This window comes from Streptomyces sp. NPDC048111 (genome assembly GCF_043202815.1).
Lineage (GTDB): Bacteria > Actinomycetota > Actinomycetes > Streptomycetales > Streptomycetaceae > Streptomyces.
Genome location: NZ_JBIDBD010000005.1, coordinates 63,579 through 76,913 on the forward strand (window position 1 = coordinate 63,579; position 13,335 = coordinate 76,913).

The 13,335-nt window shown below is 74.2% G+C and carries 10 protein-coding genes; 1 reads left to right on the forward strand and 9 read right to left on the reverse strand.

The genetic code is table 11. The features are described from left to right. Positions 1–92: 92 nt before the first annotated feature. Together ACGF3I_RS11900 and ACGF3I_RS11905 are read right to left on the reverse strand one after the other, a co-directional pair. Positions 93–875 carry a TetR/AcrR family transcriptional regulator gene (locus ACGF3I_RS11900; RefSeq protein ID WP_393130735.1) on the reverse strand — a complete coding sequence of 261 codons (783 nt, stop codon included), beginning with the start codon at positions 873–875 and terminating at the stop codon, positions 93–95. 72 nt (positions 876–947) lie between these two features. Next, the gene (locus ACGF3I_RS11905) at positions 948–2,477 is read right to left on the reverse strand and encodes an MFS transporter (protein ID WP_393130737.1); all 1,530 of its coding nucleotides are present in this window, start codon (positions 2,475–2,477) and stop codon (positions 948–950) included. A 114-nt stretch (positions 2,478–2,591) separates the two neighbouring features. Between ACGF3I_RS11905 and ACGF3I_RS11910 the strand changes: the two genes are divergently transcribed. Next, complete coding sequence (locus tag ACGF3I_RS11910; RefSeq protein WP_393130740.1) at positions 2,592–3,449, forward strand: endonuclease/exonuclease/phosphatase family protein; 858 nt, start codon at positions 2,592–2,594, stop codon at positions 3,447–3,449. 141 nt (positions 3,450–3,590) lie between these two features. Here the strand turns inward: ACGF3I_RS11910 and ACGF3I_RS11915 are convergent, their stop codons facing one another. From ACGF3I_RS11915 to ACGF3I_RS11945, 7 genes are all read right to left on the reverse strand, one after another. Continuing rightward, positions 3,591–5,780: an ArnT family glycosyltransferase gene (locus ACGF3I_RS11915; protein ID WP_393130742.1), complete on the reverse strand. Its 2,190-nt coding sequence runs from the start codon at positions 5,778–5,780 to the stop codon at positions 3,591–3,593. Beyond that, a complete protein-coding gene (locus tag ACGF3I_RS11920) occupies positions 5,777–7,204 on the reverse strand; it encodes a glycosyltransferase (RefSeq protein ID WP_393130745.1) in 1,428 nt (475 codons plus the stop codon). The genes ACGF3I_RS11915 and ACGF3I_RS11920 overlap by 4 nt, the downstream gene beginning before the upstream one ends. A 96-nt stretch (positions 7,205–7,300) precedes the next feature. Beyond that, the gene (locus ACGF3I_RS11925; RefSeq protein ID WP_393130747.1) at positions 7,301–8,914 is read right to left on the reverse strand and encodes a sensor histidine kinase; all 1,614 of its coding nucleotides are present in this window, start codon (positions 8,912–8,914) and stop codon (positions 7,301–7,303) included. Between the two features lie 150 nt (positions 8,915–9,064). Next, positions 9,065–9,805, reverse strand: a complete 741-nt coding sequence (locus ACGF3I_RS11930) for a response regulator transcription factor (RefSeq protein ID WP_393130750.1) — start codon at positions 9,803–9,805, stop codon at positions 9,065–9,067. 171 nt (positions 9,806–9,976) lie between these two features. After that, positions 9,977–10,933: an amidohydrolase family protein gene (locus ACGF3I_RS11935; RefSeq protein ID WP_393130752.1), complete on the reverse strand. Its 957-nt coding sequence runs from the start codon at positions 10,931–10,933 to the stop codon at positions 9,977–9,979. 150 nt (positions 10,934–11,083) lie between these two features. Further along, on the reverse strand, positions 11,084–12,073 hold the full coding sequence (locus ACGF3I_RS11940; protein ID WP_393130755.1) for a DUF2797 domain-containing protein: 990 nt from the start codon (positions 12,071–12,073) through the stop codon (positions 11,084–11,086). A 56-nt stretch (positions 12,074–12,129) separates the two neighbouring features. Continuing rightward, the gene (locus ACGF3I_RS11945; RefSeq protein ID WP_393130757.1) at positions 12,130–13,131 is read right to left on the reverse strand and encodes a hypothetical protein; all 1,002 of its coding nucleotides are present in this window, start codon (positions 13,129–13,131) and stop codon (positions 12,130–12,132) included. Between the last annotated feature and the right edge of the window lie 204 nt (positions 13,132–13,335).

Consider the following 13,335-nt stretch of genomic DNA (forward strand, 5'->3'; position numbering starts at 1 on the left):
CGGGTGGGCAGACCCCCCGGGGTCTGGGGCGGAGCCCCAGGGAGCCGGCCCCCCGGGCCAAGCCCCCAGGAGCCCGGCCAGCCCCGGCAGGGCTATGCGGACCCCGCGCTCAGGGATTCGATCCCCGCGATCAGGAGGGACAGCGCGAAGTCGAAGTCGCGCTGGCGCATGTCCTGCACGGTCTCCCCACCCCGCTCCGCCATGATCTGCGCCGCCCCCGCAAAGTCCTCCCGATACCGCGGCTGCTCCATCAACGCCCCCATCGCCCGCGCGAAGTACTCGTCCTGCGTGAGCCCCGCATCCGCGCACCGCTGCACGAACGTCCCCTCGATCGTGCCGAACCCGTACACGAACTGGAAGACCGCCGCGAGCCCGCCCATCTGCCCGTGCGACGGCAGCCCGGTGCGGCCCATGATGCGCTGGGCTGTGCGCGAGAAGGCCATGGAGTGCGGCCCGATGTTGAGGTAGCGCCCGACCAGGGCGGAGGCCCAGGGATGGTGGACGAAGGCCGCGCGGTAGCCGACGGCCACCGCGCGGAGCTGGTCGCGCCAGTCGGCCGACTCGTCCGTCATGTCGGGCAGGGCGACCTCCGCGAACACCGCGTCGAGCGCGAATTCGAGGAGGTCGTCCTTGTTGTCCACGTACCAGTACAGGGACATCGCGGTGACCCCGAGCTCCCCCGCGAGGCGCCGCATGGAGAACTTGACGGCCCCCTCGGCGTCGAGCAGCCGTACCGCCTCGGCGATGATGCGGTCCCGGTCGAGCGCAGGACCGCCCTCGGAGGGCTCGCTGCGGCGCACCCGGCGGTCCGCCTTGCTGCCGAGCCACACGCTGGTCCGCGCCGCGTCCTTCGCCCGGTCCGCCGCCGACACCATCGCTGCTCTCCTCGGTCCTGGTCCCCGCCGAATCCCCGTCGGCCCGTCAGGGGCCGTATACCCCCGACGATGCTATGTGGCCGGAGGCGGCCCGGCGGGCCCGGGCGCGGGTTGCGGCGCGGGTTCGGAGCGTTCCGCGCGGTGCAACAGCACCGCCGCGAGGAGGCCGCCCGCGAGCACCGCGACCGCGCCGACCAGCTGGCTGGTCTCCAGGCCCGAGGCGAACGCGTCGGCGATCCGGCCCCGCTCGGCGTCGTCGCCGGCCGCCGCGAGCGCCGCGGGCAGCGAGGCCGCGGCCACCGGAACCAGCGCCGCGAACCGCGAGTTGAGCACCGCGCCGAGGACCGCCACACCGAGCCCGTTGCCGAACTCGCCCAGCGTGCCGTTGACTCCCGCGCCGACACCCGCCTTCTCCGGCGGGATGGCGCTCATGATGGCGTTGGCCATCGCCGGCATGGACAGCGCGATGCCGGCGCCCATCACGACCAGTCCGAGCAGCGTGCCCCCGTAACTGTGCGCACCGAGCAGCGCGATGGAGGCGAGCCCCGCCGCGTTCGCGGTCATGCCGATGGCGATGGCGCGCGGGGTGCCCACCGAGACGACCAGCTTGGCGCCGACCCCCGTCATGTTCAGCGCGACCACGCTGAGCGCCAGCGGCGCGGTGCGCAGCCCCGCCTCCAACGGCCCGTATCCCAGGACGAATTGGAGGTGCTGGGTGAGCAGGAACAGCGAGCCGCCCATGCCGAAGGCGACCAGGATCGACCCGGCGACGGCGCCGATGAACTTCTGGTTGCGGAAGAAGTGCATGTCCAGCATCGGATGCTCGATGGCCAGCTCCCAGCGGGCGAACGCCGCGAGGAACACCGCGCCGACGGCCGCCGGGACCAGCACGTGGCCCGAGAGCCAGCCGTGCCCCGGCCCGGAGATGATCGCGTACACGACCCCCGTCATGCCGATCGTGGAGAGCAGCGCGCCCAGCAGGTCGGGCCGGTCGCCGTGCGGGCTCTTCGACTCCGGTACGAGCGTGACCACGGCGATCAGACCCAGCACCGCCACCGGGATGTTGACCAGGAAGATCGCGCCCCACCAGAAGTGGTCGAGCATGACGCCGCCGATCAGGGGCCCGGCCGCGAAGCCGAGCGAGTTCACGGTGGCCCAGATGCCGATGGCCTTGACCCGGGCCTCGTCGTCGAAGATCTGCACCACCACGGCGAGCGTGGTGGTCATGAGCAGCGCCCCGCCGACGCCCATCCCGGCGCGGGCGGCGATGAGCTGGCCCGCGTTCTGCGCGCAGCCGGCCGCCAGCGAGCCGATCCCGAAGAGCGCGAGTCCCGCCGCGAGCATCTTCTTGCGCCCGTAGCGGTCGGACGCGCTGCCCGCGGTGAGCAGCAGCCCGGACTGGACGAGGGAGTACGCGTTGATCATCCACTGGATGTCGGCGGTGGACGCGCCGAGCGAGGTGGTGAGTGAGGGGATGGCGACGTTCAGGACGGTGTTGTCGAGCAGCACCGTGAGCTGGGCCACGCAGATGACGCCGAGGATCAGCCAGCGCTGCGGATGCCCGGTGGGCGTGGTGGGGTTCTCGGCTGTCGTTGCCGTCATGGCGGCTCCCTGACTCCTTATACGGTGTATGTGAGCGACTGATATACACCGTAGAGCAGTTCTTCTACGCCGTAAAGTTATTTCGCGCGCCCACCGAACGGGCAGGAAGACCCCATGACACGGACCGGCCCGTTCCACCGACGCGGCGCTCAACTCGCCCTGACGACAGCCTTGTTGACCACCCTCACCGCGCCCGGCGCGCAGGCGGACCCGAGCGGGGGCGCCCAGGTGCCGCTGCGCGTGGCCACGTACAACGTCCACGCCGGGGCCGGCCTGGACGGCGTCTTCGACCTCGATCGGCAGGCCGCCGCGCTGCGCGCGCTGCACGCGGACGTGATCGGGCTCGAAGAGGTCGATGTGCACTGGGGCGCCCGCAGCCAGGACCGCGACGTGGCAGCGGAGCTTGCCGCGCGGCTCGGCATGCGGGTCTCGTTCGCGCCGATCTACAGCCTCGACCCCGTCCAACCGGGCGGCCCGCGACGGGAGTTCGGGGTGGCGGTGCTGTCCCGGTATCCCGTGCTGGGCGCCGAGAACCATGAGATCACCCGGCTCTCCACCCAGGACCCCCATCCCGTGCCGGAGCCCGCGCCGGGCTTCGGCGAGGTGCGGGTGCGGGTGCGGGGCGTGCCGGTCCATGTGTACGTCACCCACCTCGACTACCGGGGCGATCCCTCGGTACGGGTGGCGCAGGTGGCCGACACCCGCCGCATCATGAACGCCGACCGGCACGCCCGCAAGGTCCTGCTCGGCGACTTCAACGCCGTGCCGTCGGCACCTGAACTGGCCCCGCTGTGGCGTGAGTTGACCGACGCCGAGCCGGGTGCGGGCACCTTCCCCGCCGATGTCCCGGACCGCCGGATCGACTTCGTGGCGGTCGAGCGGGGCGTGGTCCGGGTACGCGACGCGGCGGTGGCCGAGACCCTCGCCTCGGACCACCGCCCGGTCGTCGCGGATCTGCTGATCCGCCGGTGACACCACCCTCCACCCCAGGAGCCCTGCGATACCTCGCGGGCCCCCGGGAGGCACAGGACACCCCGGGAGACACGGGAGGCCCCCCACGGGAGACCCCGGGAGGCCCCGCGCGACCTCGCCGGAGACCCCGGGCCCGAGAGATCAGTTCGTCACGGGGGCGGTCAGGTCGTAGAAGGTGGCGGTGCCGACCGTCACCTTCTTGAACCCGGCCTCCACCCAGCTGGTGAGGGCACTTCCGGTGCCCTGACCGCCGCCGCCCGGCATCCCGCCGCCGGCCACGAAGTAGTGGATCCTCCCCTCGGCCACGTACCGCTTGAACTGGGCGAGCGTCGGCGACGGGTCGCTCCCGTTGAAGCCGCCGATCGCCATCACGGGCTGCCGGCTGGCCAGTTGGTAGCTCGCGGCGTTCTGCGAGCCGATCGCGGCCGCCGCCCAGGTGTAGTCACCCGCGTTCTCCTTCAGGAGGGCCGTGGCCTCCTCGCTCACCCGGGCGCCGTCGAGCAGACCGCCCATGCCACCCCCCGTGGCCCCGCCCACGCCGCCGCGCTCCCCGGCGCCGACGCCCGGGCCCTGTCCGTTCAGACCGGGTGGGCCGCCCTGACCCGCCTGACCGGTCGTACCGGACGCGCCCGGCGGCAGGCCCGCCCCGCCGCCGGGCAGGCCCTGGCCGTTGCCCGGCAGGGCGCCGCCGCGCCCCGCGCCGGGCGCCCCGCCGAACCGCGTACGGCCGCCCCCGCCGGGACCGCCGCCCCTGCTCGCCCCGGCCGGTCCCGCCGTGACGATCGAACCGGTGTGCCCGGTGTCGAGCGTGCTCGCCGTGTACGCGGCGGGCCCGGCGAGCGCCGCCGCGAGACCGAGCCCCGCGACGCCGAGCGCGATCCGGCGCGGCAGCCGGGCCGCGAGGGCCAGGCCGAGCGAAGCCGCGAGGCCGCCGATCAGGACGGCCCAGCGCAGCCACGGCAGCTGGTCCGGGGTGCGCCCCAGCAGCACGTACGCCCAGCCGGCCGTGGCCGCCACCGTCAGCCCGAGCGTCAGCGACGCCCAGAGGCGCGAGCGCTCCTCCCACAGGACCGTGGCCCCCATGCCGACGAGCGCCGCGATGTAGGGCGACAGGGCCACCGTGTAGTACTGGTGGAAGATCCCGGCCATGAAACTGAAGATCAGCCCGGTCATCAGGAGCGCGCCGCCCCAGGCGAGGAACGCGGCGCGCGCCGTGTCGGTGCGGCGGGCCTTCCAGGTGACCACGAGCCCCGCGACCAGCAGGAGCAGGGCCGCCGGCAGGAGCCAGGAGATCTGGCCGCCGATCTCGGAGTTGAACATCCGGCCGATGCCGGTCTCGCCCCAGCCACCACCGCCCCCGCCCGGCCGCAGCCCGCCCGGCCGCAGCCCGGCCGGCAGGTCGAGACCGCCGGGCCGCGCGCCCCCGCCCCCGACACTGCCCGTCTCCTCGCCGCTGAGGCGGCCGAGCCCGTTGTAGCCGAAGGTGAGTTCAAGGAACGAGTTGTGCTGCGACCCGCCGATGTACGGCCGTGAGGACTTGGGCCAGAGCTCCACGGCCGCCACCCACCAGCCGCCCGAGACGGTCAACACCGCTGTCGCGAGCGCGAGTTGACCGAGCCGTCGGCGTACCGGCGTCGGCGCGCACACCGCGTAGAGCACCGTGAGGGGCGGCAGGACGAGGAACGCCTGCAGCGTCTTGGTCAGGAAGGCGAAGCCGATCGCGACACCGGCCCACACCAGCCACTTGGTACGGGCGCCCTCCAGCGCGCGCAGCACGCAGAAGACGGTGACCGTCATCAGGAGGGCGAGCAGCGCGTCCGGGTTGTTGAACCGGAACATCAGCGCGGCGACCGGCGTCAGGGCGAGCACCGCGCCCGCGATGAGCCCCGCCGCCGGGCTGAACCTGCGCCGCACCGCCGCGTACAGGACGGCGACGGTGCCCACCCCCATCAGCACCTCGGGCAGCAGGATCTGCCAGGAGCCGAGGCCGAAGAGGCGTACCGACAGGGCCATCGGCCACAGCGCGGCCGGGGGCTTGTCCACCGTGATCGCGTTGGCGGCGTCGAGGGAGCCGAAGAAGAACGCCTTCCAGCTCTCGCTGCCCGCCTGGACGGCCGCGGAGTAGAAGGAGTTGGCGTATCCCGAGGCACTCAGGTTCCAGAGATAGGCCGCGCAGGTCACCGCGAGCAGGGCGAGCAGGGCGGGGCGGGCCCAGGCGGGGTCGTCGGGCCGCCCGCGCCACAGCCGGTCCCGGACGGAGGCTCCGCGCCCGGTCCGGGCGGCCCGGGCGGTCCCCTCGCAGGGGCCGGTCCGGGGGGTGGTCGTGGTCATCGCGCGTCGCCCTTCGGTGCGGGGTGGTGCGGGGTGCTGTTCCGCGAGGTCGCCGTGACGCGGTCGGGGAACACCCACGCGCGGAACAGCAGGAAGCGCAGGACGGTCGCGGCGAGGTTGGCCGCGACCAGGACGGCCACCTCGGTGGAGTGGGCGGCGTGCGCGTTCGCCGCGTCCAGGGCGACGAGTGAGCCGCTGGTCAGGGCGAGCCCGATCGCGAACACGGCGAGGCCCTGCGCCTGGTGGCGGACCGCCCGGTCCCGGCCGCGCACCCCGAACGTGAGCCTGCGGTTCGCGGCGGTGTTGGCCACCGCCGACACCAACAGAGCCGCCGCGTTGGCGAGTTGAGGACCGAGCCCGGTGCGCGCCAGCGTGAACAGGGCGAGGTAGAACAGGGTGGAAAGCGCGCCCACCACGCAGAACCCGACGAGCTGGCGCGCGAGCCCGCCCGGCACACCGCTGAGCTGCCGGTCCCGGGGATCGTCCCCGAACGGGCGCGCCAGCCGGTCGAGCGGCAGCGCCCCGACGGCCAGCGCCCGCCCGATCCGCCACACGCCCAGCAGGTCGTCCCGCGCCGTGCTGACGATGTGCACGGTGCTGGCCGGGTCGTCGACCCAGTCCACCGGCACCTCGTGGATCCTGAGCCCGGCCCGCTCGGCGAGCACCAGCATCTCGGTGTCGAAGAACCAGCCGGTGTCCTCGACCATGGGCAGCAGCCGCCGCGCCACGTCCCGCCGGATCGCCTTGAACCCGCACTGGGCGTCGGAGAACCGGGCCGCGAGCGAGCCGCGCAGGATCAGGTTGTACGTGCGCGAGATGAACTCCCGCTTCGCGCCGCGCACCACCCGCGAGGAGCGGGCGAGCCGCGAGCCGATGGCGAGGTCCGAATGCCCGGAGATGAGCGGGGCGACCAGCGGGAGCAGGGCGTTGAGGTCGGTGGACAGGTCCACGTCCATGTACGCGAGCACCGGCGCGTCCGAGGCCGACCACACCGCCCGCAGCGCGCGGCCCCGCCCCTTCTCCTCCAGGCGGAAGGCCCGCACCTCCGGCATCTCCCGCGCGAGCCGGTGGGAGACGGCGGGAGTCGTGTCGGTGCTCGCGTTGTCCGCGATCGTGATCCGGAAGCCGTACGGGAAGGTCCGCGCGAGGTGGTCGTGCAGCCGCCGCACGCAGCGCTCCAGGTCCCGCTCCTCGTTGTGGACGGGCACCGTCACATCGAGCACGGGGACTCCGGCGGGCTGCTCGGGCAGGGGCCGGCGGGCCGGCAGGGCGCCCGGGTCGCCCGCGCTGTCCGGGCCGTTCGGGCCGCCCGGGTCGCCCGGGTGCCTGCCGGGAGTGTCCGGGCGGGTCGCATGCGCCGGGTTCGCCGTGGACGGCCCGCACGGCGCGGGCGCGGCGCTCGTGGCTGAGGGTTCGGTTCGCATACCGCGACCCTCGCGAGCGGTGCTGTCACGGCTGTGTGGTCGGCCTGTGCCCTGCCTGTGAGTGGGGGGCGGGGGTGCGGAGTCGGGGGTGCGGGGTCAGGGGCGCGGGGTGGCGGGGTCCGGGTGCGCCTCCGGCGCGGCGGGGACGGTGCCGGGCTGCCGGTCGGCGGGGAGATGGTTGATGGGCAGGCGGTCGGCGGGCAGATGGTCGACGGACCAGTGCTCGGCCGGCAGACGGTCAGCGGGCCGGTGCTCGGCGGGTAGACAGTCGACCGACCGGTGCTCGGCGGGCCGGTGCTCGGCGGGCAGGTGGACCTCGAACTCCGTGCGCCCGGGCTCGCTTCGCACCGTCACCCGTCCGCCGTGCGCGGTGACGACGGCCTGCACGATGGCGAGGCCGAGCCCCGTGGAGCCGGCGTTGCGGGACCGGGAGGCGTCCCCGCGCGCGAACCGCTCGAAGACGTGCGGCAGCAGCTCGGGCGGGATGCCGGGTCCGCTGTCCTCGATCCCGACGGCGACCTCGGGCCCGCGCACCGCGATCCGGGCCGTGACGATCGTGCCGGGCGGGGTGTGCGTACGGGCGTTGGCGAGGAGGTTCACCAGCACCTGCTGGAGCCGCTCGCGGTCCCCGCGCACGACCACGGGCTCCCCGGGCAGTTCGAGCCGCCAGACGTGACTGCCCCGCCCGGCGGCCTGTGCGTCCCCGACGACGTCCACCAGCAGCGCGGAGAGATCGGTGCTCTCGTACGAGAGCGGGCGTCCGGCGTCGAGTCGGGCCAGCAGCAACAGGTCCTCGACCAGGCCGGTCATGCGGGCCGCCTCGGACTCGATGCGGCCCAGCGAGTGCCGGGTGTCGGGCCCGACGTCCTCGCGCCCGCGCCGGGTCAGCTCGGCGTAGCCCCGGATGGAGGCGAGCGGTGTCCTGAGCTCGTGGCTGGCGTCGGCCACGAACTGCCGCACCCGCGTCTCGCTCTCCTGCCGTGCGCTGAGCGCCTCGTGGACGTGGTCCAGCATCCGGTTGAGCGCGGCCCCCACCTGGCCGACCTCGGTCCTGGCATCGGCCTCGGCCCCCGGGACCCGCTCGTGCAGCGCCACCTCGCCGCTGTGCAGGGGGAGTTCGGAGACGCGGGTGGCGGTCGCGGCGACCCGGCGCAGGGGCCGCAGCGCCACGGTGACGATGGCCGCGCCCGCGATGGCGGCGGCGACGAGACCGGCGGCGGTCACGCAGACGACCACGACGACCAGGGTGTTGACGGTCGCGTCGACCGTGGCGGTGGGGAAGCCGAGCACGACGGCGTGCTCGCGGTCCCACACGGCCCGGTAGTCGCCGAGGCCGGGGATCGTCACGGAGTGCACCGCGCCGTCCTTGGGGACGGCGGCGAGCACTCCGGTCTGCTCGGCCGACAGCGCCTTGGTGGTGCCGCCCCGGCCGCCCGGCGCCTCGGCGGTCTGCTTGCCGGTGAGCCCGTCCGTGGGCAGCACGGCGGCGCCGACGGTGTGCAGCGGGTTGCCCGGCTTGCGCACGACCATGTCGAGGCCCGTCGCGTCCAGGGTGCCGAGCCCCGGCGGGGCGTCGCGGCCGATCATGTGCCCGGCGGTACCGGCCCGCAGCTGGTCGTCCAGCTGCCCCTGGAGGTTGGCGCCCATCGCGAGCACGGTGACCGTGCCGATGACGGCGCCCACGACGGCGAGCAGCAGCACGGCCGACACCACGAGCCGCGTACGGAGCGACCAGGGGCGCGCGCCGGGCAGCGCGCGCCGCCACGTGCGGAGCCGGGTGCGGGGTGGCCGGGACGGTGCGGGAGAGGGCCGGGGCCGGGCGGGCAGCGGTCGAGACCGCCGGAGTGCGGGCACCCCGTCCTACTCGCCGGGCTTGATCAGGTACCCCGCGCCCCGCCGGGTGTGGATCATCGGGGAGCGCCCGGCGTCGATCTTGCGGCGCAGGTAGGAGATGTAGAGCTCGACCACATTGGCCTGGCCCCCGAAGTCGTACGACCAGACCCGGTCGAGGATCTGCGCCTTGCTCAGCACCCGGCGCGGATTGCGCATCAGGAAGCGGAGCAGCTCGAACTCGGTGGCGGTGAGGTGGATGTTGACCCCGCCCCGGGTCACGTCGTGGCTGTCCTCGTCGAGCGTGAGGTCGCCGACGGCCAGCACGGACTCGCTCCGCAGGGCCGCCGTGCCCGAGCGGCGGATCAGGCCGCGCAGCCGGGCCACGACCTCCTCCAGGCTGAACGGCTTGGTGACGTAGTCGTCGCCGCCCGCCGTGAGCCCGGCGATCCGGTCCTCCACGGAATCCTTAGCGGTGAGGAACAGGACCGGCACGTCCGGGAGTTCACGGCGCAGCCGGCCGAGGACGGCGAGGCCGTCCATGTCCGGAAGCATGATGTCGAGCACCACGGCGTCGGGCCGGAACGCGCGGGCGTCGCGCACCGCCGCGGCTCCGTCACCGGCGCTGCGCACGTCCCAGCCCTCGTAGCGCAGCGCCATGGAGAGCAGCTCGCTGAGCGGCGCCTCGTCGTCCACGACGAGCACACGGACGGGGCTGCCGTCCGGCCGCAGCATTTCGGTCCGCCCCTGGGGCGAGGAGGTAACGGTCATGGGCCCACCCTGTGAGGGGGCCGTGAGAACATCCTTGCCCGATCCTGTGATTTACCTGAGAAAAGTGTGGTGACGGGAGCCGGGGGGGGCCGGCCGTTACCTGCTTGGGCCGGGCTGAGGCGGGCCCCCGGGCCGAGCCGGGCGCGGGGCGTCTGAGCGGGGACGGCCGGTCTACGCGGGCCCGGCCGGTCGGCCCCAACTGTCCGGTCGACCGGAGCCGGGCAGGCCGAAGAGACGGGCCCCGTTGTCATGACAGACCGCCCGCAGCCACCCGTCCCCCAGCCCGAGCCGCTCCAGCGCCTGGAGTTGGTGAATGTAGGGATACGGGATGTTGGGGAAGTCGGAGCCGAGGAGCACCCGGTCGCCCAGATCCCGCAGGCGGCCGAGTTCCGCCACGGGGAAGGGCGCGGTGCGCTCGCTGAAGTCGGTGAACGCCATCGTCGTGTCGAGCCTGACCTCCCCGTACGTCTCGGCGAGGTCGAGGAAGTCGGCGTACTCCGGCATCCCCAGGTGCGCGACGACCAGCCGCAGTCGGGGATGGCGCGCGAGCACGCGACCGATCGGCCCGGGCCCGGTGTACTTGCCGGCCGCCGGCCCGGACCCGCAGTGCATGACGACGGGCACTCCGGCCTCGGCGATCATCCCCCATACGGGATCGAGCAGCGGGTCCCCGGGATCGTAACTGCCCACCTGCACATGAGACTTGAAGACCCGGGCCCCCGCGTCGAGCGCGGCCCGCACATAGCGGCCGACGCCCGGTTCGGGAAAGAGCGTCGCGGTGTGCAGGCATCCGTCCGTCCGAGCGGCGAACCCGGCGCTCCACCCGTTGAGCCACTCGGCCATCGCGGGTTTGTGCGGGTAGAGCATCGAGGTGAACGCGCGCACCCCGAACTCCTCCCGCAGCAGCCGCACCCGCTCGGCCTCCTCCTCGCGGTAGGTGATGGGCCACTCCACACCGCCCACCAGCTCTCCCGCCGAGTCGAAGTACGCCCAGACCTTGTCGAGCACGCTGCGGGGCATGAAGTGGGTGTGCACGTCGACGAGCCCGGGCACCCCGAGGCGTCCCCAGAACGCCCGGACCTCGTCCCCGCCGGTCCCGGCGCCCCGCCCCCGCGCTTGATCGCTCATGCCCTCACCCTCGGCCGCCGCGACCCGCCCTGTCCAGCCCCGGCCCCCCTCGCATCCCTTCCCCCGCCCTGTCCAGCCCCGGCGCCCCTCTCGTCCCGCCCCTCTCCCCCTGCCCCTCTCGTCCCGCCCCTCTCTCATCCCACCCCCCACTCAGAACAGCGCGTCCTGCACCCCGCCCTCCCCCTCCCTGGGAACCTCCCGCACCGGAACGGTGAAGCGACCGAACCCGCCCGGCGCGGCCCCGGCCGACACGGACTCACCCGCCGCGGCCCCGGCCGTACCGCGGCCGCCCGTACCGGAAGCACCCGCCCCGGAGCCGCCAGGCCCGGACCCGCCCTCCCCCGGAGCGGCGAGGCTCCACCCGCTCATGAGCCGCGTGTCCAGGACGATCACGTCCCGCCCGCCCTCCGCCTCCAGATGCAGATCGGGCCCGGCCGCGGCGAGCAGGCGTCCGCTGACGACCCCCTGGTCCACGAGCTCGACGACCACCCCGGTGGCGGGAGGCAGCCCGCCGAGCCCGAACTCCTCGCCGTGGTCGAAGACTTGCCCCTCCACCCGCTCCAGCGACTCGGGCCAGCCCGGCAGCGCGACGGCCCGCGCGTACAGGGCGGCCACTTCGGCGGCCCGCTCGTCCGCCCCGGGCAGCCCGGCGCGTACCGCGCGCTTGTCGGCGTACGGAATCCGGTCCGGCACCCGCAGGGCCGCGCGGAGCAGCTCCTCGCAGCGCCGGGCCGCCATCAGGGGCCCGCGTCCGAGCCAGCAGAACGCCACGGCCCCCTGTTCCAGCAGCCGGGCGGGCCCGCGCTCCTCGGCGGTGATGCCGACCTTGAGCATGCCGACGCCGAACCAGGCGAGGTAGACCCGGTAGGTGCGCGGGTCGTCGAGATACGTATCGGCGGCCACGGAGTGGGCCCGGTCGAGGCGGGCGCACTCGGCACACCGCGCCTGCGTACTGCGCCCGGGCACGGCCGCCCGCCGCGGGCAGGCGTTGCCCCGCGCGCCCACACAGCTTCGCGTCCCGACGGCCCGGAACGCCACGACCTTCCCGTACTCCAACGCACTGCTGCGCCCCTCCTCCCACCGAAGCCGCGCCCCGCCCTCGCCCCAGCGAACCCCCACACACCGCCACAACCCAGCCACGTCTCGAAGCTACCCCTCGCCACTGACAACGGGCCCGGGCCGGGCGGAGCGGCCCGTCATCCGGCCTTCGTCGCCGCGTCGAAGAACCGGATGACCTCGGGCAGGGCGAGCCCCACGGACGCGCTGTGGTCGACGTCGCCGACGTCACGCACCCGCGCTGCTACCCCCTGATGCCTCAACTGGGCTGCACAGTAAGCGGAGTTGACGGGGTCGACATCCTTGTCGCCCCGGGCGTAGAAGATCCCGACCGGAACATCGGGCTTCCAGTCACAGGTGGTGTCCAGCGGCCGGAGCCTGCGCTTCAGGACGCCGCTGGGCTCGCGGACCTTGTCGAGGAAGTCGGCCGTGAAGAGGTCCTTGGAGGCCGGGGGCAGGGCGTCGGCGATCTCCTCGGTGGTGTGGTTCCCGTCGAAGAGGCTCTCCACCTCCTGGTCGTAGGGGGGCTTGAACGCCTCGGAGGGCGAGCGGTACAGCCCGTACATCCGGTTCCAGGCGGTGGCGAAGTAGGCGAGGTAGAGGCCGGACTTGTCGATCTCGTCGTCGGCCGCGGCGGCCTCGAAGGCGGACAGGTGGAACGGCCCGCTCACCGGGGCGAGCGCGCCCAGCCGGAAGTAGCCGTCGGCGGCCCCCTCCTGAAGCGCCCGGCCCACCATCATGGTCGCGGGCCCGCCCTGCGAGAACCCGCTGACCTGCACCCGCGGCTCCAGCTCCCGGCCGTCGAGGCGGACCAGCGCACGGGCGGCCCGCAGCCCGTCCACGGACGCCGAGACGGTGGCCGCCGGGTCGCCGTAGGGGTGGAGGCCGGGGCCGGAACCGAGCCCGATGTAGTCGGGGGCGGAGACGGCGCGGCCGGTCGAGGCGAGGAGCAGCGCGGCGAGCCGGTCGCCGGACGCGGGGTTCTCGGAGGCGACGTCCTTGCGGTAGACGGTGGTGCCGTGCAGCCAGGAGACGACGGGCAGCCGGCGCGCCGCACTGCGCGGCAGCACGACGAGCTGGCTGGCGGTGGTGGGGGCGCCCGTGCTGCCGGTGGTCCGGTAGACCACCCGGTACGCACTCACCCCGAACCGCACCTGCCCCGCCGCGACCTTCCCCCGAAGCTCCCCGACGACCTGACCAGCACTGAACCGCGCAACCTCCCCAACGGAAACGATCTGCCCGCGAGGGGCACGGGCCGGCCCGCCCTGCACGGACCGGTCCTGCGCCTGCGCCTGCGCCTGCGCCTGCGCCTGCGAACCACCCTGCGGGGTGCGGTCCTGGGCCGA